The organism is Microbacterium sp. 22195 (assembly GCF_052056515.1).
Classification (GTDB): Bacteria; Actinomycetota; Actinomycetes; order Actinomycetales; family Microbacteriaceae; genus Microbacterium.
This window is the reverse complement of the sequence record NZ_JBQEPE010000007.1, coordinates 54460-79986: the sequence shown is the minus strand read 5'-3', so window position 1 is coordinate 79986 and position 25527 is coordinate 54460. Positions and strand designations below refer to the sequence as shown.

At 70.7% G+C, this 25527-nt stretch carries 18 protein-coding genes; 8 read left to right on the top strand and 10 right to left on the bottom strand.

The genetic code is table 11. The features are described 5' to 3' along the window. Nucleotides 1–4 precede the first annotated feature (4 nt). From araA to ACTJJ4_RS16895, 4 genes are all read right to left on the bottom strand, one after another. Nucleotides 5–1522 (bottom strand): L-arabinose isomerase, encoded by a 1518-nt coding sequence (araA, locus tag ACTJJ4_RS16910; protein ID WP_440944391.1) that lies wholly within the window; start codon nt 1520–1522, stop codon nt 5–7. 11 nt (nt 1523–1533) lie between these two features. Beyond that, nucleotides 1534–3120, bottom strand: coding sequence for a xylulokinase (locus ACTJJ4_RS16905; protein ID WP_440944390.1), 1587 nt, complete (start codon nt 3118–3120; stop codon nt 1534–1536). Continuing rightward, nucleotides 3117–3851, bottom strand: a complete 735-nt coding sequence (locus tag ACTJJ4_RS16900; RefSeq protein ID WP_440944389.1) for an L-ribulose-5-phosphate 4-epimerase — start codon at nt 3849–3851, stop codon at nt 3117–3119. Before ACTJJ4_RS16900 ends, ACTJJ4_RS16905 begins: the two co-directional genes overlap by 4 nt. A gap of 104 nt (nt 3852–3955) precedes the next feature. Next, nucleotides 3956–4969 carry a LacI family DNA-binding transcriptional regulator gene (locus ACTJJ4_RS16895; protein WP_440944388.1) on the bottom strand — a complete coding sequence of 338 codons (1014 nt, stop codon included), beginning with the start codon at nt 4967–4969 and terminating at the stop codon, nt 3956–3958. Nucleotides 4970–5021: 52 nt separating this feature from the next. Here ACTJJ4_RS16895 and ACTJJ4_RS16890 point away from each other — a divergent pair, with 52 nt between their 5' ends. The 6 genes from ACTJJ4_RS16890 (at nt 5022) to ACTJJ4_RS16865 (ending at nt 13862) form a co-directional block, all read left to right on the top strand. Then, nucleotides 5022–6068 (top strand): LacI family DNA-binding transcriptional regulator, encoded by a 1047-nt coding sequence (locus ACTJJ4_RS16890; RefSeq protein WP_440944387.1) that lies wholly within the window; start codon nt 5022–5024, stop codon nt 6066–6068. 82 nt (nt 6069–6150) lie between these two features. Continuing rightward, nucleotides 6151–7485: an extracellular solute-binding protein gene (locus tag ACTJJ4_RS16885; protein WP_440944386.1), complete on the top strand. Its 1335-nt coding sequence runs from the start codon at nt 6151–6153 to the stop codon at nt 7483–7485. After that, nucleotides 7485–8426, top strand: coding sequence for a carbohydrate ABC transporter permease (locus ACTJJ4_RS16880; RefSeq protein WP_440944385.1), 942 nt, complete (start codon nt 7485–7487; stop codon nt 8424–8426). Before ACTJJ4_RS16885 ends, ACTJJ4_RS16880 begins: the two co-directional genes overlap by 1 nt. Next, on the top strand, nt 8426–9349 hold the full coding sequence (locus tag ACTJJ4_RS16875) for a carbohydrate ABC transporter permease (protein ID WP_440944384.1): 924 nt from the start codon (nt 8426–8428) through the stop codon (nt 9347–9349). Before ACTJJ4_RS16880 ends, ACTJJ4_RS16875 begins: the two co-directional genes overlap by 1 nt. A 27-nt stretch (nt 9350–9376) precedes the next feature. Further along, nucleotides 9377–10897 (top strand): arabinosylfuranosidase ArfA, encoded by a 1521-nt coding sequence (arfA, locus tag ACTJJ4_RS16870; protein ID WP_440944383.1) that lies wholly within the window; start codon nt 9377–9379, stop codon nt 10895–10897. 136 nt (nt 10898–11033) lie between these two features. Beyond that, nucleotides 11034–13862: a discoidin domain-containing protein gene (locus tag ACTJJ4_RS16865; RefSeq protein WP_440944382.1), complete on the top strand. Its 2829-nt coding sequence runs from the start codon at nt 11034–11036 to the stop codon at nt 13860–13862. A gap of 107 nt (nt 13863–13969) precedes the next feature. Here the strand turns inward: ACTJJ4_RS16865 and ACTJJ4_RS16860 are convergent, their stop codons facing one another. From ACTJJ4_RS16860 to ACTJJ4_RS16850, 3 genes are read right to left on the bottom strand one after another with little or no spacing between them, the layout of a single operon-like run. Then, a complete protein-coding gene (locus ACTJJ4_RS16860; RefSeq protein ID WP_440944381.1) occupies nt 13970–15283 on the bottom strand; it encodes a glycoside hydrolase family 27 protein in 1314 nt (437 codons plus the stop codon). 45 nt (nt 15284–15328) lie between these two features. Then, nucleotides 15329–16339: a LacI family DNA-binding transcriptional regulator gene (locus ACTJJ4_RS16855; protein ID WP_440944380.1), complete on the bottom strand. Its 1011-nt coding sequence runs from the start codon at nt 16337–16339 to the stop codon at nt 15329–15331. Nucleotides 16340–16375: 36 nt separating this feature from the next. Further along, entirely contained in the window at nt 16376–17821 is a 1446-nt protein-coding gene (locus tag ACTJJ4_RS16850) for an alpha-N-arabinofuranosidase (RefSeq protein ID WP_440944379.1), read from the bottom strand. A gap of 159 nt (nt 17822–17980) precedes the next feature. Between ACTJJ4_RS16850 and ACTJJ4_RS16845 the strand changes: the two genes are divergently transcribed. After that, nucleotides 17981–20185 carry a beta-L-arabinofuranosidase domain-containing protein gene (locus ACTJJ4_RS16845; protein ID WP_440944378.1) on the top strand — a complete coding sequence of 735 codons (2205 nt, stop codon included), beginning with the start codon at nt 17981–17983 and terminating at the stop codon, nt 20183–20185. A 25-nt stretch (nt 20186–20210) separates the two neighbouring features. After that, a complete protein-coding gene (locus tag ACTJJ4_RS16840) occupies nt 20211–21176 on the top strand; it encodes a glycoside hydrolase family 43 protein (protein WP_440944377.1) in 966 nt (321 codons plus the stop codon). A 36-nt stretch (nt 21177–21212) separates the two neighbouring features. On the opposite strand, the gene ACTJJ4_RS16835 is transcribed toward ACTJJ4_RS16840, so the two are convergent. Genes ACTJJ4_RS16835 through ACTJJ4_RS16825 form a run of 3 tightly spaced genes read right to left on the bottom strand, consistent with a single transcriptional unit; the run spans nt 21213 to nt 25460 of the window. Then, nucleotides 21213–22439 (bottom strand): ROK family transcriptional regulator, encoded by a 1227-nt coding sequence (locus ACTJJ4_RS16835; protein ID WP_440944376.1) that lies wholly within the window; start codon nt 22437–22439, stop codon nt 21213–21215. Nucleotides 22440–22447: 8 nt separating this feature from the next. After that, nucleotides 22448–24814 (bottom strand): glycoside hydrolase family 2 TIM barrel-domain containing protein, encoded by a 2367-nt coding sequence (locus ACTJJ4_RS16830; protein ID WP_440944375.1) that lies wholly within the window; start codon nt 24812–24814, stop codon nt 22448–22450. 4 nt (nt 24815–24818) lie between these two features. After that, complete coding sequence (locus ACTJJ4_RS16825) at nt 24819–25460, bottom strand: YesL family protein (RefSeq protein WP_440944374.1); 642 nt, start codon at nt 25458–25460, stop codon at nt 24819–24821. Nucleotides 25461–25527 lie beyond the last annotated feature (67 nt).

Genomic DNA, 25527 nt, shown 5'->3' with positions numbered 1-25527 from the left:
CGGGTCAGAACCCCTGCGCCAGCCGGTAGTACGCCTGGTTCCAGCGCACCGTCTTCTGGAACTCGGGCAGGGTCGTCGACTCGTCGATCACCAGGAGCTCGATCTGCGCCATCTCGGCGAAGTCGCGGAACGCCTCGAGACCGACGGCCGTCGACATCACGGTGTGGTGCGCGGCGCCCGCGGTCAGCCAGGCGGCAGCGCTGGTGTTGAAGTCCGGCGCCGGCTTCCACACGGCACGACCCACGGGGAGCTTCGGCAGCGCCGCCCGCGGCTCGACGTTCTCGACCACGTTTGCGGTCAGGCGGAAGCGGTCGCGCATGTCGCTGAGCGCCACGACGACGGCGGGGCCGGGGTCTGCCGTGAAGACCAGGCGCACCGGGTCGTCCTTGCCGCCGATGCCGAGCGGGTGGATCTCCAGGGTCGGCCTGGCCGAGGTGAGCGAGGGCGAGACCTCGAGCATGTGCGCGCCGAGGATCAGCTCATCGCCCGGGGTCATGTCGTAGGTGTAGTCCTCCATCAGGCTGGCGCCGCCCGGAAGGCCGGAGCCCATCACGTTCGCGACGCGCACCAGGATCGCGGTCTTCCAGTCACCCTCGGCGCCGAAACCGTAGCCCTCGGCCATCAGCCGCTGCACGGCGAGGCCCGGCAGCTGCTTCAGCTCGCCGAGATCCTCGAACGACGTGGTGAAGGCGCCGAAGCCGCCCTCCTCCAGGAACGATCGCAGCCCGATCTCGATGGCCGCGCCGTCGCGCAGCGACTGGTGCCGCTCTCCCCCGCGCCGCAGCTCGGGCACGACCTCGTACAGCTCCTCGTACTCGGCCACCAGCGCATCGATGTCGGATTCGGATGCCGCGGCCACGGCATCCGCCAGCTCGTTCACGCCCCAGGTGTTGACCTGCACGCCCAGGCGCAGCTCGGCCTCGGTCTTGTCGCCTTCGGTGACGGCGACGAAGCGCATGTTGTCGCCGAAGCGCGCGAGCTTGAGCGAGCGGGATGCGGCCAGGCCCGCGGCGGCGCGCTGCCAGGTGCCGAGCTCCTGGCGCACGCGCGGGTCGGACGCGTGCCCGACGATGGTCTTGCGCGGCACGTTCAGGCGGGTCTGGATGTAGCCGAACTCGCGGTCGCCGTGCGCGGCCTGGTTCAGGTTCATGAAGTCGAAGTCGATGTCGGCCCAGGGCAGCTCGACGTTCGCCTGGGTGTGCAGGTGGGCGAGCGGCTTCTGCAGTGCGTCGAGGCCGGCGATCCACATCTTCGCCGGGCTGAAGGTGTGCATCCAGGCGACGACGCCGATCACGCTGTCGTCGGCGTTCGCCTCGAGCATGACCTTCCTGATGGCGGCGGAGTCGGTCAGCACCGGCTTCCACACGATGCGGACGGGAACCTCGGAGGCGCCGTCGAGCGCATCCGAGATGGCACGCGACTGCTCGGCGACCTGCGCGAGCGTCTCGGGTCCGTACAGGTGCTGACTGCCGGTGAGGAACCAGACCTGGTAGCCGTCGAGGGAGGTGGTGAGCTTGGGCATTGACGCAGTCCTTAGATGGAGCCTGTGGCGGCGGCCTCGATGGCCAGACCCGCGCGGTAGCGGTCGAGGTAGGTGGTGAACCCGGCGACGTCGGCCGGGTCGGGGTCGATGACGGAGAGGGATGCTCCGGCGAAGACGTGCTGGTCGAGGTAGGCGTCCAGCGGCTGCTCGCCGGCCGCCGACAGGTAGGCGGCGAGCACGGCGATGCCCCAGGCCCCTCCCTCGGATGCCGTGTCGCCGACCGCCACGGGTGCGTTCAGCGCCCCGGCGAGGAAGCGCTGCGCGACACCGGCGGTGCGGAACATGCCGCCGTGGGCATACATCCGGTCGAGCGCGACGCCCTCGTCCGTCAGCACCTGCATCCCCAGCGCGAGCGTGCCGAACACGCCGTACAGCTGGGCGCGCATCACGTTCGCCAGGGTGAAGCGGCTGTCGGGCGTGCGCACGAACAGCGGGCGCCCCTCGTCGAGGCCGGCGATGGGCTCGCCCGCGAGGTGGTTGTAGGCCAGCAGTCCGCCGGCATCCGCCTCGCCGTCCAGCGCCTCGCGGAAGAGCGTCTCGAAGACGGCATCCGCAGACCCGCGGATGCCGGACGCCTCGGCGAACCGGGTGAACATGCCCACCCACGCCGCCAGCTCGCTGGCGCCGTTGTTGCAGTGCACCATGGCGACCGCGTCACCGGCGGGAGTCGTCACCAGGTCGAGCTCGTGGTGCACCTCGGCCAGCGGATGCTCGAGCACGACCATCGCGAAGATGCTGGTGCCCGCGCTCACATTGCCGGTGCGCGGTGCGACCGCGTTCGTCGCGACCATGCCGGTGCCCGCATCGCCCTCCGGCGGGCACAGCGGGATGCCCGGCCGCAGCGCCCCGGTCGGATCGAGCAGCGCGGCGCCCGCCGCGGTGAGGGATCCGGCGTCCTGCCCGGCGACGAGCACCTCGGGCAGCACCGAGCGCAGGTCGCCGCCGACGTGCTCGTCGTAGCGGGCGATCATCGTCTGGTCGTAGTCGCGGGCGACGGAGTCGATCGGGAACATGCCCGAGGCGTCGCCGACACCGAGCACCCGGCGCCCGGTGAGCCGCCAGTGCACGTAGCCGGCGAGAGTGGTGAGGAAGCGCACGTCCTCGGCGTGCGGCTCGGCGTCGAGCTGCGCCTGCCGGAGGTGCGCGACGGACCAGCGCAGCGGGATGTTGACGCCCAGCAGCTCGGTGAGCTCCGCTGCGGCGCGGCCCGTATTGGTGTTGCGCCAGGTGCGGAACGGGGCGAGCAGATCGCCGGCGGCGTCGAAGGCCAGGTAGCCGTGCATCATCGCGGAGACGCCGATGGCACCGAACGTGTCCGGGCGCACGCCGTAGCGGTCGTGCACGTCGGCGATCAGGTCGGCGAACACGGACTGCAGGCCGGTCCACACGTCGTCCAGACTGTAGGTCCACAGCCCGTCCTCCAGCCGGTTCTCCCAGGAGAACGAGCCGGTGGCGAGCACCTCGGCGGAGGAACCGATCAGGCACGCCTTGATGCGGGTGGAGCCGAGCTCGATGCCCAGGCTGGTGCGGCCGGCGAGCACGTCCTCGCGAGCGGAATGTCCCGTCGCGGCGCTCATCGGCGTGCGTCCGCGCTCTGGCCGTACACGTTCTGGTACCGGTTGTAGAGGCTGTCGATGGCCTCCTGCGGGATGGGGATGAGCGGGCCCGCCTCGCGGGCGAGGTGCACGGTGCGGGCGACGTCCTCGACCATGACCGCGGCCTTCACGGCATCCTTCGCGTTCACGCCGATCGTGAACGGCCCGTGGTTCTGCATCAGCACCGCGCGGGAGCGATGCCCGGTGAGGGTCTCGACGATCCCGCGGCCGATCGAGTCGTCGCCGATGATCGCGAAGGGGCCGATCGGGATGGGGCCGCCGAACTCGTCGGCCATCGCGGTGATCACGCACGGGATCTCCTCCCCGCGCGCCGCCCAGGCCACGGCGTAGTCGGAGTGCGTGTGCACGACGCCGCCGACCTCGGGCATGTGGCGGTACACGTACGCGTGCGCGGCGGTGTCGCTGGAGGGCGAGCGGTCGCTGCCCGGAGTGCCGGGGATCACGACGCCGTCCAGGTCGCAGAGGATCATGTTCTCCGGGGCCAGGTCGTCGTACGAGACGCCGGAGGGCTTGATGACGAACAGGTCGGCGCTCGGGTCGTCGCCGACGCGGACGCGACCGGAGATGTTCCCTCCGGTCCACACCACGAGGCCGTAGCGGACGAGCTCGACGTGCAGACGGGAGACGTCCTCGCGGACGGCCTGGATCGCGGCCTGCAGCTCAGGGCTGAAGTCGGGGGCTTCCTTGCTCACGGACACCTCGTCGGTCTGATGCTCGGCCACTGTGACCGGTCACAATGCCCAGCATGACACCCTCGCCCGCAGTCGTCAACACCACGCCGCGGCTCGCCGCTACGTCAGGCGCGCGGAGGCGCGACCGAGTCGCGGCGCACCAGCACGGGGGCGACCGGGTCGAGGGCGGATGCCGCGGCATCCGCTTCCGCGATCACGACGGCGACGGCCCGGCGGGCCAGCTCCGCGAAGTCCTGCCGCACGGTCGTCAGCTGCGGCCAGTAGTACGCGGCATCCGGGATGTCGTCGAAGCCGACCACGCTGATGTCGCGGGGCACCCGCATGCCGGCCTCGTGCAGCCCGCCGAGCAGGCCGAGCGCCATCTGGTCGTTCGCGCAGAACACGGCGGTGACACCGGCGTCGATGATCGCACTGGTCGCCGCGTGGCCGGATGCCGCCGACCAGTCCCCCTCGATGACCGGGCCCGGCTCCAGCCCGCGCGCCGCGAGCTCGGCGGCGAAGCCGTCGGCCCGCGACTCGGCCTCGAGCCAGTCCGCAGGACCCGCGAGATGCGCGATGCGGGTGTGCCCGGCGTCGGCGAGCTCGGCCACCGCGAGCCGGGCGCCCGCCGCCTGATCGACCGACAGGCCGCGCGCGCCGCGCCCCGAGGAGTGCAGGGTGACGATGGGGACGTCGATGCGCAGGGCGTCCAGCGCCTCGAGCGTGCGCGCGTGCGGGGCGACCACCACGATGCCGTCCATGCCCTGGGCGATCAGGTGGTCGACGGCGGCGACCACGGCATCCGCATCCCCCGCCTCGGCGAACGCCGCGCTGACCCAGTAGCCGGCGGCGCGGGCGGATGCCTCGATGGCCGCGATGCTGCGCGAGGGCCCGTACTGCTCGGCGTTCGAGGCCAGCACGCCCAGCGTGCGCGAGCGCCGGGTTCCCAGCGCGCGGGCGGCGTTGTTCATCCGGTAGCCGAGCTCGGCCATCGCGGAGAGCACCCGCCGGCGGGTCTCCTCGGCGACCTCCGGATGCTCGTTCAGCACGCGCGACACGGTCTGCCGCGAGACCCCTGCGAGCGCGGCGACGTCGCGCACGCCGACGGCACGCGTGCGCTCTGCGGCCGTCTCGTCCATCGTCCTGAGTGTACGGCCGCGGACGGCCCCGCCCCGCACTAGGCTGACCCGCATGACGCCGCCGACTCCGCACCGCGCGACGATGAAGGATGTCGCCGCCCTCGCCGGGGTCTCGCCCAAGACGGTCTCGAACGTCGTCACGGGCGCGTTCACGGTCAGCGAGGAGAAGCGCGACAGGGTCGAGCGGGCGATGCGGCAGCTCGACTTCGTGCCGAACCTCAGCGCCCGCGGCATGCGCACCGGGCGGTCGGGCACGATCGCGGTCGCCCTGCCCGACCTCGCCACCGCCTACTCGGCCGAGCTCGTGCACAGTCTGGTCGCGGCAGCCCACCAGCGCCAGCTCGCGGTGCAGTTCGAGGAGACCGCGCTCTCCCCTGAGCGCGAGGGCGAGCTGCTCGCACGCGCGCGCACCCGCCAGGTGGACGGCCTCATCCTCAATCCGGTGCGGCTGGAGGACAGTGCGATCCCCCTGGCGGACGACCTCCCGCCGCTCGTGGTGATCGGCGAGGTGGAGCAGAGCCGAGCGGACCACGTCGGCATCGACAGCCGGCTGGCGGCGGCCGATGCGACTCGGCACGTGATCGCCCAGGGCGCGCGTCGGATCGCCGTGATCGGCGGGGCGACCGGCCAGAGCACCGCCACCGCCACCAGCCGCCTGCGCCTGCAGGGCGTGCACGATGCGCTGCAGGAGGCGGGGATCCCCCGCGATCCCGCGCTCGAGGCGGATCGGCTGCCGTGGTCGATGGTGAGCGGTGCCGACGCGATGCAGGAGCTGCTGGACCGGCGGGTCGGCTTCGATGCCGTGGTCGCCTTCACCGACTCGCTGGCGTTCGGTGCGCTGCACACGCTGGCGGCGCACGGCATCCGCGTTCCCGACGACGTGCTGCTGACCGGCTTCGACGATGTGGAGCTCTCGGCGTTCACGACCCCGTCGCTCACCACCATCGCGTTTGATCGGGACGCGCTGGCGAGCGCAGCGCTCTCGCTGCTGACCGCGCGCATGGACGATCGCGCGATGCCCCCGCGGGCCGTCACGCTGCCGCATCGGCTGCATCCCCGAGGCAGCACCGCGGGCAGCCCAGGCGGATACCGTCCCTGACGCCCCGAGAGGTGGGCGACGCTGGGTCTTGCACATTGATTACCACGATGTAATGATGGTGCCGTTCACGAAGGAGTGATTCATGACACCCCCGCTAGATCTCTCTCGAAGGCAGTTCCTCACCGCCGCCTCGCTCACCGCCGGCGCCGCCCTCCTCGCGGGCTGCGCACCCGGCACAGCATCCGGCTCCGCCACGCAGACCCTGCAGTTCTGGCATCTGCTCTCCGGTGGAGACGGCGTGACCATGTCCCAGCTGCTGGACGGCGTCAACAGGGCGCAGAGCGCCTACCGCATCCGCCCCACCGTGCTCGCCTGGGGCACCCCGTACTACACGAAGCTCGCCATGGCGGGCGCGGGCGGACGCGCCCCCGACGTCGCGATCATGCACGCCACGCGCGTGCCGGGCTGGGCGCCGGGCGGACTGCTCGACGACTGGGACCTGGACCGACTGGCCGAGCTCGGCGTGGACGAGTCCACCTTCCCCGAGCCGATCTGGAACAAGGGCATCGTCGGCGGCAAGCGGTTCAGCATCGCGCTGGACGCGCATCCCTTCGTGCTCATGTACAACACCGACATCTGCGGCGCCGCGGGCGAGCTCGACTCCGACGGGCAGCTGAAGAAGACCTCCTCGCCCGAGGAGTTCCTCGACCAGCTGCGCGCGGTCGGCGGGTCGGCGAAGGGCCACGCGCTCTCGTACGGGTACCTCGGCGACGGCGCCCAGATGTGGCGGCTGTTCTACGGGCTCTACGCGCAGCACGGGCTGGCGATCGAGCTGCCGTCCGGCGGGAGGATCGGCATCGACAAGGATGCCGCGGTCGAGACACTGGCGTTCATGAAGACCCTGCTCGACGGCGAGATCGCCGCGGCGCAGAACGACTACGGCACCGCGGTCGCCGAGTTCGCGACGGGGAAGAGCGGGATGCTGATGACCGGCGTCTGGGAGCTGCGCACCATGCAGAACGCGAAGCTCCCCTTCGACGCGACGATGATCCCCACCCTCTACGGCACTCCCGCGGCCTACGCGGACTCGCACTCCTTCGTGCTCCCCCACCAGGCGCACGCCGACGAGCGCCGCCGCGATCTGACGTACCGGTTCGTCTCCGACATGCTCAAGGGCTCGTTCGGGTGGGCCGAGGCCGGCCACATCCCGGCGTACCTGCCCGTCACGGAGTCTCCCGACTACGCGAAGCTGCTCCCCCAGGCGCACTACGCCGACGCCGCGCAGCACGTGGTGTACGACCCCGAGGCCTGGTTCACCGGATCCGGATCGAACTTCCAGGGCGAGTTCGGGGCGGCCGTGCAGGGCGTGCTGCTCAGCGGCGACGACCCCGGCGCCGCGATCGACCGGTTCATCCGGCGCGTGGACACCCTGCTCGCCCAGCCGAACCCCGCCGACCCCGAAGGGAAGTGGAAGTGATGACCACCACAGCCAGCACCCGCGCGGTCGTCACCGGCCGCAAGAGCTCCGAGCCGTTCCGTCCCGCGGGTCCCCGTCGGCGCGAGCAGCTCGTCAGCTGGGCGTTCCTCGCCCCATTCCTCATCGCATTCGCGCTGTTCCTGGTCTGGCCGATCCTGCACGGCATCTACCTGAGCTTCACCGACCAGTCACTGACCGGCGCCGGCGGAGACCTGGTGGGCTTCGCCAACTACGCCGAGGCGCTCAGCGACCCGGTCATGTGGCAGTCGCTGTGGAACACGGTGTGGTTCACGCTGCTGTCGACGGTGCCGCTGGTGGCGCTCTCGCTGATCATGGCGGCCCTCGTCGACCGCGGCCTGCCGGGCCAGTGGCTGTGGCGGCTGTCGTTCTTCATGCCGTACCTGCTGGCATCCACGGTCATCTCGCAGATCTGGGTGTGGATCTTCAACCCGCAGATCGGCGCGGCCAACAACATCCTCAAGGCCCTCGGCCTGCAGCCGCTCGCCTGGCTGCAGAACCCCGACACCAACATGCTGTCGATCGTGATCGCCACGGTCTGGTGGACCGTGGGCTTCAACTTCCTGCTGTACCTGGCCGCGATGCAGAACATCCCGGCGCAGCAGTACGAGGCGGCGTCGCTGGACGGCGCGGGAGCGTGGCGTCAGTTCTGGTCGATCACGCTGCCGCAGCTGGGGCCGGCCACCGTGCTGATCCTGATCCTGCAGATCCTGGCTTCCCTGAAGCTGTTCGACCAGGCCTACCAGATGCTCGGCGGCGTCGCGAGCGACACCACCCGCTCGATCGTGCAGTACATCTACGAGGCCGGTTTCGTGAACTACCGGTTCGGGTTCTCGGCCGCCATCTCCTACGTGTTCTTCGCCCTGATCATCATCGTCGGCGTCGCCCAGGCCCTCGTGACCCGGCGCAGGAAGGTGCAGTGATGTCCGCCGCAACGCTCTCCCCGACCGAGGCCGTCACCGTCCCGGCCCCCTCGCGGCGCTCCGCACGCGCCCGCCGCCCGCGCCTGCCCGGCCAGAAGCCGTTCGCGCCCCTGCGGGTGGTGGCCTTCGTCATCCTCGCGCTGCTCGCGATCGGCTGGCTGCTGCCGTTCCTCTGGGCGGTGGCGACCGGTTTCAAGACCGAGACGGATGCCGCCTCCGGCGACCCCTCGTGGATCGGGGCGTCCGGGCCCACCCTCGACGCGTTCAGCGCGATCCTGTCGCAGGGCAACGTGTACCTGTGGGCGTGGAACAGCCTGCTCACCTCGGTGGCGGTCACGGTCATCACGGTCGCGATCTCGGCGCTGGCCGCATACGCCTTCTCGCGGCTGGACTTCCGCGGCCGGAAGTGGCTGTTCGTCGCGATCATCGCCGCGATCGTCGTGCCGCCGCAGGTGCTGATCATCCCGCTGTTCTACGAGATGCTCGCCTTCAACATGGTCGACACCTACTGGGGGCTGATCCTGCCGCAGGTCGTGGCGCCTGCGATGGTGTTCATCCTGAAGAAGTTCTTCGACGCCGTGCCGATCGAGCTGGAGGACGCCGCGCGCGTTGACGGCGCGAGCCGGCTGCGCGTGTTCTGGTCGATCATCCTGCCGCTGTCGCGGCCGATCCTGGCATCCGTCGCGATCTTCGTCTTCATCGGCGCGTGGAACAACTTCCTCTGGCCGTTCCTGGTCATCAACGACACCACCCTGATGACCCTTCCGGTCGGGCTCCAGACCGTGATCAGCGCCTACGGCGTGCAGTACGCGCAGGTCATGGCGCAGGCCGTGCTGGCCGCTCTGCCGCTGATCGTCGTGTTCCTCGTCTTCCAGAAGCAGATCGTCAAGGGAGTCGCGACCAGCGGCTTCGGCGGTCAGTAGCATCCACCCACCCTCACAAGGAGAGCAATGTCTTCGTCCCGCATCACCATCGACCGCGAGTTCACCATCGCCGACGTCCCGCGACGCCTGTTCGGGTCGTTCGTCGAGCACATGGGGCGCTGCGTCTACACGGGCATCTACGAACCGGGGCACCCTCAGGCCGACGAGCGCGGCTTCCGCCGCGATGTGCTCGAACTGGTCCGCGAGATGGGGCCGACGGTGGTGCGCTACCCCGGCGGCAACTTCGTGTCCGGCTACCGCTGGGAGGACGGGGTCGGTCCGGTCGCCGACCGACCCGTGCGCATCGACGGCGCCTGGCACACGATCGAGACGAACGCCTTCGGCCTGCACGAGTTCGTCGACTGGGCCCGCGACGCGGAGGTCGAGGTGATGGAGGCCATCAACCTCGGCACGCGCGGGGTGGAGGAGGCGCGCGCCCTGGTGGAGTACGCCAACCATCCCGGCGGCACGTACTGGTCGGACCTGCGGCGCGCGAACGGCGCCGCCGACCCCTTCGACATCAAGCTGTGGTGCCTGGGCAACGAGCTGGACGGCCCGTGGCAGATCGGCCACAAGACCGCGCACGAGTACGGCCGGCTGGCGCAGGAGACCGCGAAGGCGATGAAGCTCGTCGACGACTCGATCGAGCTCGTCGCGGTGGGGTCGTCGAGTCGCGGGATGCCCACCTTCGGCTCCTGGGAGCACACCGTGCTCACGCACGCGTACGACGAGGTGGACTACATCTCGATGCACGCGTACTACCAGGAGCACGACGGCGACGCCGAGTCGTTCCTGGCCGAGGCGGTGGAGATGGATGCCTTCATCGACGGCGTGGTCTCGACGATCGACGCGGTGAAGGCCGCGGGCAAGCACACCAAGCAGGTGGACATCTCGTTCGACGAATGGAACGTCTGGTACCAGTCGGGGCTCGACACCGAGGACCAGCCGCACCAGGTGTCGAAGACGTGGCGCGAGCACCCCCGGCTGATCGAGGACACCTACTCCGTGACGGATGCCGTGGTCGTCGGCACGTTCCTGAACAGCCTGCTGCGGCACGGCGACCGCGTGCGGATCGCCAACCAGGCGCAGCTGGTGAACGTGATCGCGCCGATCCGCTCCGAGGAGGGCGGCGCCGCGTGGCGGCAGACCAGCTTCTGGCCGTTCGAGCGCATGGCCCGCCTCGCCCGCGGCCGCATCCTGCGTCTCGCGGTGTCGGCGTCGCAGATCGCCACCAAGCGCTACGGCGATGTCGACTCCGTCGACGCCGCGGCGACCTGGGACGAGGAGTCCGGCCGGGTGGTGGTGTTCGTCGCGAACCGATCGCTCACCGACGCGAACGACCTGACCGTGGATCTGCGCGGCTTCGGCGGCCTGCGGGTGCTGAAGGCCGAGACGCTCACGATCCCCGACGGCGGGGATCGGCACACGGCGAACCTCGAGACGTCTCCGGATGCCGTGCACATGGTGCCGCTCGAGGCCGACGTCGTCGACGGCGCGGTGCGCGCGGCACTGCCGGCGCTGTCGTGGTCGGTGATCGAGCTGGGCTGATCCGGCTCCGATCGTCGAGCGGAGAACCGGGGAGATGCTTGCGCATCTCCCCGGTTCTCTGCTTGCATGGTTTTTAACGTCACAATGTTTACGTGAACATTTGCTGACGAAGGCCATGCAACACGAAGGAGTGCACATGAAGAGAACGAAGGGCATCGCCGTGGCGGTGTGCGCCGCCACCGCATTGACCCTCTCCCCCGCCGTCGCCGCCCATGCCGATGTCCCGGTGGGCGACCCGGTCACGTACGCGACGTACCAGCCGATCCACGACCCCGGCGCGGGCGCGCCGGACTACTTCCAGCCCTACTGGTTCGACGACAACGGCAGGCACATCCAGGCGCACGGCGGCGCGGTCGTCTCGGCGCAGGAGCTGGGCGTGGAGGGCGGCGACGTGGTGGCGGGCTCCGAGCAGGGCCGCACGGTGTACTACTGGTACGGCGAGGACCGCAGCAGCGGCTACTACGGCAGCCCCGGGGTGCACGCGTACAAGTCCTACGACACGCTCAACTGGACCGACGAGGGCATCGTGCTGCGCTCCGTGTCCAGCGCCGCCGAACTCGAGGACGAGTACTTCGACTCGCTGTACGACACCGTCGACGAGTCCGGGCAGCCTCGCACCGACCGCATCGCCGAGCTGAACTACCACCTGAACACGGCGGATGCCGCCGACTACACCACCATCTTCGAGCGGCCCAAGGTGCTGCACAACGAGAGCACGGGCAAGTGGGTGCTCTGGTGGCACTCCGACGGGCAGACCTCGCCCGGCGGCAGCATGTACGCCCGCTCGATGGCCGGGGTCGCCGTGTCGGACAGCCCGACCGGCCCGTTCCGGATGACCGGCGTCTACCGGCTGCCGAACCGCACCGACTACAAGGCCTGCATCTCGGCGGCCGTGCCCGGTCAGGCCCGCGACATGACGCTCTTCCAGGACGCCGACGGCACGGCGTACATCGTCTACTCCTCCGAGGAGAACCGCTCGCTGTACATCGCGCGGCTCGACGCCTCGTACACGAACGTCACGCACACGACCGGCACCGACATGGCGAACGCGCGGCAGTACTCGGAGGACGGGCGGTATCCGTACCTGTTCGCCGACGGCACGGCGGATGCGCCGGTGCGCGGCCAGGACTTCCAGATCGTGAAGGAGTGCGGGATGCTCGAGGCGCCCGCACTGTTCGCGCACGGCGGCCGCTACTACGCCGTGGCATCCGGAGCGACCGGCTGGGCGCCGAACCCGCAGACCTACCACACCGCCGACAGCATCCTCGGGACGTGGATCCGCGGCGTCGAGTCCGACGACCCCTTCGAGAACGTCGCGTACAACGCGGTCCCCGAGGGCGGCGACGGCCTGCTGTCGGTCGGCGACACGCGCCGCTCGACCTTCGGCTCCCAGTCGACGAACGTGCTCGACTTGGGCGGCGGGCGCTTCGTGTACATGGGCGACCGCTGGAACTCCGGCGCCGCGAACTCCACCTACGTGTGGCTGCCGATCACGATCGGCGAGAACGGCCGCGCCGAGATGCGCAACCCCGCCACCGAGGACCCGGCGCGCTGGGGCGGCGGATGGGACGCCTCGTACTTCGACGCGCACGGCCGCGGCACCGAGATCTGGAGCGTGGTCGACGACGGACTGCCGCAGACCGTGGAGCCCGGCGAGGACTTCTCGGATGCGCTGCCCGCCACCGTGCCCGTGAAGGTCGGGAGCACGACCGTGGACACCGCCGTGACCTGGAGTGCGACCTCGTTCGCCGAGCGCGGGACGCAGCGGATCGTCGGCACGCTCGCCGCCGACGCGCAGTTCACCTCCGGCCGCACGTTCACCCGGACGATCGAGGTGGCGACGCCAGGCATCGTCGACCTCGCGCTCGAGTCGGCCGTGTCGGCGTCCAGCCGTCAGAGCCTCGCCGCGACCGTCGCCGACGGCGACGTGAAGGGCAAGGGCTGGGACGACTGGGTGGGCGGGGGCGTCTACCCGAAGTCCAGCTGGCTGTCGTTCACCTGGCCGCTCACCCAGAAGGTCGACGAGGTCGTCGTGCACATGTACAAGGACGGCAGCGGCGCCACCTGGCCCTCGCGGATCGTCGCCGAGTACCTGGACGCCGCCGGCGACTGGGTGCCCACCGGCGTGGGAGTCGACGTCGCGCAGGACCCGTCGGCGTCGGCTCCGGTGGCCGCGCTCGACGTGTCCGGCATCCCGCCGACGAGCGGCATCCGGCTGCAGCTGACGACCGCGACGAACACCTGGCAGTCGATCTCGGAGGTGCAGATCTGGGGTGCCGACGGCGTGCAGGACGTGTGCTCCGCCGAGGGGACGACGGTGTCGGCCAGCTTCCACCAGACGGAGTGGGAGACGATGCCGCCGCAGAACGCCTGCGACGGGCGGGCGTCGACCTCCTGGTCGACGTGGACCGGCGGCACGCCGAAGGACTCGGCGACGTTCACCGTGCAGCCGAAGGCCGCGACGGTCGTCGACCGGGTCGGCTTCACGAACATCGAGGGCACGATCCGGAACGTGAGCGTGGAGTACCGCGACGCGCAGGGCACCTGGCATCCGACCTCGGCGCAGCAGGTGGCGCCGAGCGGGAACGGGCGCCCCACGCAGGTCGCCTTCGATCCGGTGCTGGCATCCGCGGTGCGGATCGTGTTCAGCACGCCGGGTTCGTATCTGAAGATCCCGACTCTCGCCGTCGGCGCGCGCGATGCCGGGTTCCTGCCCGCGGTGGCGACGCGCTGCGTGGCCGGTGACGTGCAGCTGGTGCTGACGGTGCGCAACGACCGGGATGCCGCGACGGATGCCACGGTGCGCACGCCGTTCGGCCGGCGCGTGATCGAGGCGGTGGCGCCCGGCGCCACCGGCCAGGCCGTCGTGGCGCTGCATCAGAGGTCGGTGGCGGCCGGTGAAGTCGTCGCCACGATCGGCGCGGAGTCGATCACGGTGGGCCATCCCGCGGCGACCTGCCGCTGAGCCCAGCCATCCGGTGCCCGCCCGGGTCAGCACCCGGGCGGGCACCGCCGCGTTCCGGGCCGGTCGGGGCAGCGCGCTCTCGTCGCCCCGGCGCGGTTCTCAGCCGCTCACGCCTCGCAGCGGACCAGAGCCGCCCCGTGCGCGGGGACGTCCAGGCGCAGCGCACGACTGCCGGGCGCGACGCCGCGGGCGGCATCCGACTGCACCTCGACGGGCTCGGTGCGCACGGTGCGTCCTGTCCACAGTTCGGTCACGGCCGACGCCCCCTCCGGCAGGGCGAGGGAGCGGATGTCGAGGACGATCTCGCGCGGAGCGCCCGTCAGGTTGAACACGGCGGCGAAGCGGATGCCGTCGGGACCGTCCGCGCCCCAGATCACCGTGTCCCCCTCACGGAACAGCTCCCTGGCACCCGAGGAGTCGCGCAGCACCGCGAGCACATCGGCGTTGCGGAGCAGCGCGATGGTCTCCGGGTCGCTGGAGGGCAGATCGCCGCCGATCATCAGCGGCGAGCGCGCGATGATCCACAGCGTCAGCAGGCAGACGCGCTCGGCGGGGGTGAGCCGATCGTCGCGCGGTTCGCCGCGTTCGGCGCGGATGCCGATCCTGCCCAGCGGGAGCATGTCGCCGTCCGGCCACCCGTGCACGGATGCGTGCGGAGCCCAGCGCGCGAAGCGGGCGAAGTTCGCCTCGACGTCCTCCCACCGGTCCCAGAGGTCGTCGCAGATGCGCCACATGGTGGCGTGCTCGCGCAGGTGCTCCAGGTGGGCGAGCGACAGGTCGCGGCCGGGTGACAGGCTCAACTCGATCGGCCGCCCGCTGCGCTCGATGGCGCGCGCGTACGCCTCGACGTCGGCCGCCTGGTACGGCCAGAGCATGTCGTCGGCCTTGATGAAGTCCACGCCCCACTGCGCGTACATCGCGAGCGTGCTGTCGTAGTACGCCTGTGCCGCCGGATGCCGGTGGTCGAGCCCGACCATGTCGGGATTCCACTCGCACGCGTTCGAGGGGTCGGCGATGTCGGATGCCCTGGCATCCGTGCCGAGGATCGGAGCGTCGGCGGCGAGGGCTCGGCGCGGGATGCCGCGCATGGTGTGGATGCCGAACCGCAGCCCGAGCGCGTGGATCTCCGCCGCGAGCGGGGCGAACCCGCGTCCGCCCGCGGAGCTGGGGAACCGCTCCGGGTCGGGCACCAGACGCCCGTGCTCGTCCATGCACAGCGGTGCGCTCTCGTTGTAGCCGTGGCTGCGCGCGGTGGGATCCGACCAGTCGATGTCGACGACGACCGTGTCCCAGCCGTGCTCGAGCAGGTGCGCCGACATGAACCGCGCGTTGGCGAGCACCTCGCCCTCCGTCACCGTCGTGCCGTAGCAGTCCCAGCTGTTCCAGCCCATCGGCGGGCGGGCGGAGATCGGTGTGCGCATGGGCGTCGTGCTCCTTCGGCTGGGCGGTTCCGGTGGTGAGGGGGTTCAGTCCGAGGTCGATTCGCGGGCGATCAGGCGCACCGGCCCGACCACCGTGCGATAGTCGTCGGCCGCGCGGCTGCCCTCGATGCGATCGATCAGCATCGTGATCGCGGCGTCAGCCATGGCGGCGTGATCGGGGGCGATGGTCGTCAGCGACGGGGTGAGGAACGACGAGAGCGGCACGTCGTCGAAGCCGACGACCTTGACGTCGTGCGGCACGCGCCGTCCGGCATCCGCCAGCGCCCGCACGGCGCCGATGGCGATCAGGTCGGTGGAGCAGAACACGCCGTCGACGTCAGGGAACTCGGCGAGCAGCTCGCTCATCGCCGCGCGACCGCCCTCGAGCGTGAACGGCGTGGAGCGCACCAGACGGGCGTCGGGGGTGACGCCGCGCTCGACGAGCGCGCTCTCGAATCCGCGCACACGCAGCGTGGACACGTCCACCGCCCCGGTGGCGCTGTGGTATCCGCCGAGCATCGCGACCGTGCGGCAGCCGCGCTCGACGAGGTGCGCCGCCGCGAGCGCCGCCCCCTCCTCGTTGGCCATGGCGACGTGGTCGAGCGGCCCGGTGAATCCCCGCTCGCCCAGCACCACCGTGGGGTAGTCGCCCCGCAGCAGCGTCGCGTCGTCGTCGTGCAGCTCGACAGCGCTGAGGATCAGGCCGTCGTAGTTGCGCAGGCGCGACCGCGAGATGGCATCCAGCTCCCGGTCGCGGCTGGCGGCGGTCTGCTCCACCACCAGCTCGAACCCGCGCGCGGCGGCGCGCTCGATGAGCAGGCTGGCCAGCAGCCCGAAGTAGGGGCGATCGATCTCGGGCACGGCCAGGGCGATGACGCCGGTGCGGCCCTGCCGCAGGCTCCGCGCAGAGGTGTTGACGTGGTATCCGAGCTCGGCGATCGAGGCGATCACCCTCTGGCGGGTGCTGTCGCGCACGTGCGGATGATCGTTGATCACGTTCGACACCGTCATCACCGACACCCCCGCGTGCCGGGCCACGTCCTGCATCGTCGTCATGTCGTCTCCTCCCCCGGGCGTCTCGATCCCAGGGAATCAGTCTGCGACAGCGAGACGCACGGTGGCGACCGCGTGCGGCGGCAGAGTCGTCTTGACGGTGCGTCCCTGCACGGCCACGGCCAGTTCGACCGGCGCCACCGTGGACGGTGCGTCGAAGGTGTTGTGCGCGGTGGCGGATGCGCCGCCGAGCACCTGTGCGCGCAGCACCTCGGTGACGGCCGACGGCAGCTCGAACTCCACCTCGGTCTCGCGGTCCAGCGCGGTGCTGGTGATGCTCACCGTGTACGCGCCGTCCTTGAACGAGGCGGTCGCGTCGACGTCGGCGCCGAACGCGCCCACCGGCACGTCGACGTACTCGGCGTCCTGGTGATCCGTGTACAGGTCGAACACATGGTAGGTGGGCGTGGTCAGCATCCGCGCGCCGTCGGTGAGGATCATGGCCTGCAGCACGTTGACCATCTGCGCGATGTTGGTCATCCGCACCCGGTCGGCGTGGCGGTGGAAGATGTTCAGCGTGATCGCCGCGACCGCGGCATCGCGCAGCGTGCTCTGCTGGTACAGGAAGCCGGGGTTCGTGCCCTCCTCGACGTCGTACCAGGTGCCCCACTCGTCCACGATCAGCGCGACGCGCCTGGCCGGGTCGTACCTGTCCATGATGCGGCTGTGCCGGGTGATCAGCTCGTCCATGCGACGCGCCTGACGCAGGGTCTCGTGCCACTCGAAGTCGGTGAAGTCGAGGGCGGCGCCCTTCCTCTCCCAGTCCGAGGTGGGCAGCGTGTAGTAGTGCAGGCTCAGTCCGTTCATGTGCTCGGCGGCGCGAGCCATGAGCACCTCGGTCCACTCGTAGTCGTCGGAGTTCGCGCCGCAGGCGACCTTCGAGATCGGATGCTCGCCGTACTTGCGCACGTAGGTCTGGAACTGCCGGTACTGGTTCGCGTAGTGCAGCGGGAGCATGTTGCCGCCGCATCCCCAGCTCTCGTTTCCGACGCCGAAGAACTCCAGCTTCCACGGCTGCTCGCGGCCGTGCCGCTTGCGCAGTTCGGCCATCGGCGCCGTGGAGTCGAGGGTCATGTACTCGATCCAGTCCTGCATCTCGGCGACCGTGCCGCTGCCGACGTTGCCGTTGATGTACGCCTCGGCGTCGAGCTGGTGCAGCAGCTCGAAGTACTCGTGGGTGCCGAACTCGTTCGATTCGACGACGCCGCCCCAGTGCGTGTTCACCATCGGCTGCCGCTCCGGCCCGACACCCTTGAGCCAGTGGTACTCGTCGGCGAAGCATCCGCCCGGCCAGCGCACCAGCGGCACCTTGATGTGCCGCAGAGCGTCGATGACGTCGATCCGCAGTCCGTTGCGGTGCGGGATGGCGGAGTCCTCCCCCACCCACACGCCTTCGTAGATGCACCGGCCGAGATGCTCGGCGAACTGGCCGTAGATGCGCCGGTCGATGACGGGTGCGCCTGCGGCGCGGGAGAGAGCGATCATGCGCGTCCTCGCGGGAAGGGGTCGGATCACAGCAGTTCGGGCGAACTGTGTGTAGCGATACAATCACAGTTCCTGTAGCGTTACAACACCGCGATCCGAGGACGCCATCCGCCGTCCGGGCGCGCCCCCTCCCCGCACATCGTGACCCGAGGTACCCGCATGAAGTTCCTCCCTCTGGATCGGGTTCGCCTGCTCGACGGCCCCTTCGCCAGGGCGCTCGAGACCGATCTGGGCTACGCCATCGCTCTCGATCCCGACAGGCTCCTCGCCCCGTTCCGGCGCGAGGCCGGCCTGCCCGCGACGGCACCGGGCTACGGCAACTGGGAGGACTCCGGACTGGACGGCCACATCGCCGGGCACCTGCTCTCGGCGCTCGCGTTCCTCTGGGCGGGGACCGGCGATGCCGAGGCGAGGCGCCGGCTCGACGCGATGATCGCCGGCCTCGAGGAGTGCCGGATCGCAGGCGGGGGCGGCTATGTCGGCGGCATCCCGGGCGGGCAGGCGCTGTTCGAGGCGCTCGCCGACGGTGCGGAAGCAGTCGCCGAGCTCGGCTCCAGCGAGCACTGGGTTCCCTGGTACAACCTGCACAAGACGTTCCAGGGCCTCATCGACGCGCATACCGTGACCGGTGACGAGCGGCCGCTGCGGATCGTGACGGCGCTGGCGGACTGGTGGCTGCCCATCGCTGACCGAATCGACGACGCCGCGTTCGAGCGGATGCTGGACACCGAGTTCGGCGGGATGAACGACGCCTTCGCCCGGCTGGCGCAGCTGACCGGTCGCGCGGAGTACGCCGCGCAGGCCGAGCGGTTCTCGCATCACGCGATCCTCGACCCGCTGCGGCGCGGCGAGGACGCCCTGACCGGCCTGCACGCGAACACCCAGATCCCGAAGGCGGTCGGCTACGCCAGCACCGCGGTCGCGACGGGCGACGACTCCTACCTGCGAGCCGCCGAGGCGTTCTGGCGCACCGTGGTCGAGCACCGCACCGTCGCGATCGGCGGCAACAGCGTGCGCGAGCACTTCCACGACGCGCACGACTTCACCCCGATGATCGACGACCGCGAGGGCCCCGAGTTCTGCAACACCTACAACATGCTCGGCCTCACGCGGGCCCTCGCCGAGCGGGAGCTGCGCCCCGAACTGCTGGACTTCGCCGAGCGCGCGATCTTCAACCACGTGCTCGCCTCGCAGCATCCCGACCGCGGCGGCTTCGTGTACTTCACCTCGATGCGCCCGCGGCACTACCGCGTGTACTCGCAGGCGCAGCTCGGGTTCTGGTGCTGCGTGGGCACCGGGCTCGAGGCGCAGGCGCGCTCGGCCGCGGAATGGGCGTTCGGCATCGAGGACGGCTCGCCCGCGGTCAACCTGTATCTGCCGGCCGAGGCATCGATCGATCTGCCGGATGCCGCCCGTCCCGGCGTCCGCATCCGGGTCGACGCCGATCTGCCGCGCAGCGGAGAGGTCGGCATCAGCGTCGATCCGGAGGGCTCGTGCGCGTTCGCGCTGCGGCTGCGGGTACCGGGGTGGGCGGACGAGCTCGCCGAGCTGCGCGTGAACGGAGCGCCGGTCGCAACGGCCGCCGTTCCCGGGGCCGTGCTGGTGGAGCGCACCTGGGCCCCCGGCGACCGCGTGACGTTCCGGCTTCCCACCGGTGTGCGATCCGAGCGCCTGCCGGACGGATCGCCCTGGCAGGCGTTCCTCTCCGGACCCTCCGTGCTGGCTGCGCGCGCGGGGGACGCGCGCCTGGACGGCCTGTTCGCCGACGACAGCCGGATGGGGCACATCGCGCACGGCCCGCTGCTGCCCTTCGCCGACCTGCCGGTGCTCGATCCCGACGAGGTGCCGGAGGGTCTCGAGCCGTTCGCCGGCATCCACGACTCCCGGTACACGGTGTACTGGCCGGTCTCCGACGGCGACCCAGCGGCCCGTGCCGCGCGGCTGAGGGAGCTCGACGACGGCCTCGCGGTGGACGAGGCGACCGTCGACGCCGTCGCACTGGGCGACCAGCAGCCGGAATCCGATCACGCGTTCAGCGGCACGGGAGCTGCGGTGCTGACGACCGGCGACCGGCGCTGGCGGACGACCTCCCACAGCATGTCGGTGCGGATGCGGACGGCGCACGCCCGCGTACTGCGCATCCGGTACCGGCTGGCGCAGGAGCCCACCGCCGTGGTGGTGCGCATCGACGACGACCTCATCGCCGAGGAGCGCTTCGACGCGGCCGCCGGGGTCGACCCCGAGGTGCTCGACGTCGACTACGCGGTCGGCGAGCTCGCGGGCCGCACCTCGGCAGAGGTGGGCTTCACCGCCGTGGACGGGCGACCCGCACCCGCGATCGGAGTCATCAGGATGCTGCGGTGAGACAGTGGAGACGAGGAGCATGAGCATGACTCAGGAACTGGACGACTTCTGGGCGCACGACCCGTTCATCCTGCCGTTCCCGGCGGAGCGGCAGTACTACCTCTACACCGCCTCGCGGACGGACCCGGTGGTGCTGGCCTACCGCAGTTCCGACCTGGTGAGCTGGTCCGACGAGGCCATCGAGGTGTTCCGCGTCCCGGAGGGCACCTGGGCCTCGCCGACCGAGGCGCCCTGGGCGCCCGAGGTGCACGAGCATCAGGGCCGGTACTACCTGTTCACGACACTGCACGACTCGTCACGCGAGCTCGAGATCCCCGGCGGGCCGAGGTTCCGCGCCGTATCCGACCGGACCGGCACCGAGCTCGTGCCGACAGCCCGCGGCACGGTGGTCGCGGTCGCCGATCATCCCGCCGGGCCCTTCGAGCTGCTGCGCACGGATGCCCCGGTCGCCCCCGCGGAGTTCATGACGCTCGACGGCACGCTCTTCGTCGACGACGACGGCGCGCCCTGGATGGTCTATGCGCACGAGTGGGTGCAGATCTTCGACGGCACGATCGAGGCGGTCCCCCTCACGGCCGATCTCCGGGCGGCGGCCGGGGATCCGATCCTGCTGTTCCGCGGTTCCGAGGCCCGGCTGCTCGCACAGCTGCCACCCAGCGCCAGGACGCGCATGCCGTACGTCACCGACGGCCCGCAGCTGCGCAGGCTGCCGGGCGGGGCCCTGCTCATGATCTGGGCGACGTACCGTCCTCTCGGCGACGAGGGGTCGGAGTACGTCGAGACGATGGCGATCTCGCGCGGCGGCGCTCTGACGGGGCCGTGGGAGCAGCTCGACGTGCTGGTCGACGGGAACGCCGGGCACGGGATGCTGTTCGAGACGTTCGAGGGGCGCCTGATGCTGGTGCTGCACCGCGGCATGAACACGCCCCGGGTGCGCGCCGAGCTGCACGAGGTCGTCGAGGACGGTGACGGACTCCGCCTCCTCGGCTGAGGGCGGGATCAGAGCGCGACGGTCAGAGCGCGAGGGTCAGAGCGCGACGGGGATCCGCGTGGTGAGCAGCCCGGCATCCACCATCGAACGCTCGAGCGCGATCATCGCGATGCCGGTCGCGACGGGGTTGCTGCGCACGGAGGAGACCTCGAGATCGACGGCGGCGCCCGCCCGGCCCGGAGCCTGGGACCGCATCCGCTCCCGGGCGATCGGCAGCAGCCGGTCGCCGAGGGCCCAGGTCGTCCAGCCCGTGAGCGTGACGACCTCGGGGTTGACGACCGCGACCAGATCCGCCAGCGCCGACCCCAGGTAATAGGCCGTCTTGGCGATGGTCTCCTGCGCCGCGGCGTCGGGGTCGGCGCCGTCCGCCGCCTCGGCCAGCCGGGTGATGAAGTCGCTCTGCAGCTCGACCTCGGCCAGCGGATGCCCTGGGGCCAGCTCCCGCAGGGTCTGGTGGATGCCGGGGACGCCGATGTAGGCCTCGACGCAGCCGCGCCGGCCGCAGCGGCACAGCCTGCCGTCGAGCATGAGCAGCGAGTGCCCCCACTCACCGGCGGAGTTCGTCGCGCCCCTGAGCACGTGCCCTTCGAGCACGATCCCGGCGCCCACACCGGTGCCGAGGTTGATCGTGGCGAGGCTGGAGGCGGATCGGCCACGGCCGAGCCACAGCTCGGCGTTGACCATCGCCCTCAGCGGGTTCTCGATCACCAGGGGCAGGCCGATGCGCTCGCGCAGACGCTCCAGCTCCACGCTGTGCCACTGCCAGTGCGGCACGACGACGGCGACCCCGGTGGGTTCGTGCACCAGGCCGGGCAGCGAGATGCCCACCCCGATCACGTCCTGACGCGCGATGCCCTCGCGCTCCAGCACGCCGTCCAGCTCCGCCCCGATGGCCTCGACGATCGTGTCGGGCTCCAGCACGTGCTCGTCATGCTGACTCTCGGCGTAGGCCATCTGGTTCAGCGCCGTGTCGAACACGATCACGCGGATGTAGGTCTCGGCGACGTCGATGCCGACCACGTACCCGCGTGCCGCGTTCATGCCGAAGACCGACGTCGGGCGCCCCACGCGTCCGGCCGCGACCTTCGTCTCGGCGAGGACCCCCTCGGCGATCAGCTCGCTCACGATCGTGACGACGGTGGCGGCGCTGAGTCCGGTGGAGCGGGCGATGTCGTTGCGCGTGGTCTCGCCCGCCGAGAGCACGGCGTGCAGCACGTCGATCATGGAGTCGCTGCGGATGTCGCGCGACGTCCGCCTCGGCACGACACCTCTCATATCTGCACCGTAACAGCATCGACCCCCGGCGCGCTCAGTCGCACGGCGGCGTCCTCCCCACTGCGTGCGAACACCGCGAGCCGGCCGTCGAACGTGCTCCGCTGCAGGCGGCTGTACGGCGTGACATCGGCCAGGTCGCCGTTCTCCAGGCCGAGGATCCTCCCGCCCGGCTCCGCCGTCACCGGCAGGTCTCCCCTGGCCGGAAGACCGTCGGCGTCGACCAGCCCGCACTCGATCTGGGCCACACCCTCGATCGCGACCCCCGCGGCGCGGCACCGCCGCACGGCATCCGCCGGCGCCTGCCAGATCGAGACGTCGAGACGTGCCGGCTCCCCCGCGCGACGCAGTTCGTCGCGCGCCACCACCTCGTCGCCGTCCCGCACCTCCAGCACGAGGACGGCGTCGGATGCCGGGATCTCCGCGGTCCAGAATCCGCCGTCGTCGTCGAAGGACAGCGGCACATCCGCTCCGTCTCGGGTGAGCCGCGGCTCGCCGCCCGCGGCGAAGCAGGTCACCTCGATCGTCCCGGCATCCGAGTCCTGCCAGTGCCGCGAGACGGGATGCCGCCAGAACTCCTTGCGATCCGCGGCATCCGGCGTCACGCGCACCGCGAGGTGCGCGACCGGTTCGCCCGCCCACCAGCTGCGGCGGAGATGCCAGCCGGGCTTGGCGAAGCCGGCCATCGTGAGCACGCCGGCACCGGAGCCGTGCACGGGCCAGCCGTGCGCCTCGCCCAGATAGTCGATCCCGGTCCAGAGGAACTGCCCCGCGATGAACGCGTTGTCGGCGACCGCTCGCCACTGGGCGTAGCCGTGGCCGTTCTCGCTGCCGAGGAACGGCTTCTCCGGGAAGCGCCGATGATCCTCGTCGTAGAGGTGCTCCTTGTAGTTGTAGCCGACCACATCGAGATCATCGAGGAGCCCGGTGCGGCTGCTCAGCTCGGGGAACGCCGCGGCGAGCGTCACGGGCCGGGTCGGATCGGCGTCCCGCACGATCGCGCCGAGTCGCCGCGCGATGGTCGTGAGCCTGCGAATGTCGGGGCGGTTGGGATCGTACCTGCGCTCCTCGGCCGGCTTGGCGGCGTCGTTGTTGCCTGTCATCTCCTCGAACAGCGGGCTGGCGTACGGATCGTTCGGGTAGTCGATCTCGTTGCCGATGCTCCAGGCGATGATCGACGGATGGTTGCGGTGCGCCTCGATCTGCGCGCGGAGATCCCGCTCGTGCCAGTCGGGGAAGTGCGTGGCGTATCCCTCGTGCCGCGGCGGGTAGACGTTGTGACCCTGCCACCACTTGTTCTTCGGGCTCTCCCACTCGTCGAACGCCTCGTCGATGACGTACAGGCCGAGCGCGTCGCACAGCGCATGCAGTTCGGAGGCGTGCGGGTTGTGCGCCATGCGCACGGCGTTGCAGCCCATCTCCTTGAGCTTCAGCAGCCGGCGCAGCCAGACGGCTGCGGGCACCGCGACGCCGAAGCATCCGGCATCCTCGTGCAGGCAGACACCCTTCAGCGTGCGGGGCTCGCCGTTGATCGAGAACCCGTGGTCGGGGTCGAAGGCGAAGGTGCGGATGCCCACGATCTCCCGGCAGGAGGCGGAGGCGCCTTCCCAGGTCAGCGTGGTGGTCAGCCGGTACAGCTCCGGAGCGGTGTCCGACCACAGGTCGGGGTCCGCGACCCGCAGCTCGGAGCGGACATCGGCCGTGCCGCCCGCGGGGAGCTCGACCGAGGTCTCGACGGCGTGCGTGCGGCCGGATGCCAGCGAGCGCAGCTCGTGCTGCACCTGAACCGTCGTGGTCTCGTCGAGGGCGCCGTCGATCCGCTGGTCCACGTGCACGGTGGCCTCCGCGGCATCCGCAGCGACCGTCGAGAAGGCGGTGCTGAGCACCCGCACCGGCTCGTGCACCTCGAGCGCGACCGGCCGCAACAGACCCGCCCCGTTGTACCAGCGGGAGTCGGAGATCTCGGTGCGGTCGACGCGCACGCTGATCACGAGGTCGTCGTCGGGGGCGTACGAGAGCAGCTCGGTCAGTTCGAACGAGAACGGGACATGGCCGTTCGGCCGGCCGCCGAGGTGATAGCCGTTGACCCAGACGTCGGCGTTCTTGTACACGCCGCCGAACGCGAGCACGACGCGCGAGCCGGGGGCCAGGGCGAGCGAGGACAGCGGCACGTGCGCGCGGTACCAGCCGATGCCGCCCGGCAGGTAGCCCGTGCCGCTGGAGTGCTCGGGCGCGAAGTCCTGTTCGATGCTCCAGTCGTGCGGTACGGCGACCGCGCGCCAGGTCGCGTCGTCGAAGCCCTTCATCCAGGCCTCGCGATGATCGGCGAGCGCGAAGCGCCAGTTGTCGACCGTGAACGTCTGCACGCCCTCAGCCCTCCTCGGATGAGTGGATGTACCTGTCGAAGATCCGCGCGAAGAGCGTGCCGTCGACCACGGCGATGCCGCCGAAGCCGATCAGCAGCCAGAGGAGCCCGTAGCCGGTCGCCTGCGGCGAGAACACCGTGACCGTCGCGCAGAGGACGATCACGGTCAGGGCGAAGAGGGTCGTCAGGGGGTGGCGCCAGGACAGCAGGCGCGCGTTGCGCAGGGTCTCGCGGATGCTGCCCTCGAACTTCGCGAGATACGGGAACACCCACAGCGTCATCACCACGGCCAGGAACACCAGGATGTACCAGCCCGCGAACAGGACGAACTGCACGACGGGATCGGTCACGAGCGCCGAGATGACCCCGTACCAGGCGACCAGGACGGCCGCCAGACCGAGCAGGATGCCCCAGATCGCGGTCGCCTGGCGGAGGTTGCTGCGGAACGACCGCAGGTAGTCGCCGGTGATCGTCCGGTCGGTCCCCGTCGCGATGCGCATCGCCGTGAAGTTCAGGGCGGTGAGCGCGGCCCCGATCGTGATCACCGGGAGGGCGGTCACGATGAACAGGATGTTGAGGATCATGACGTCGGCGATGCGCGTCAGCGTCCTCATCAGCGGCGAATCCGCCGCGAAGATGCTTCCCATTCCGGGTCCTCTCGTGGTGGCCGGGTGGGGCCGCTCGGCGGGACCCCCCAGCGGTGGCGTGCCGCGG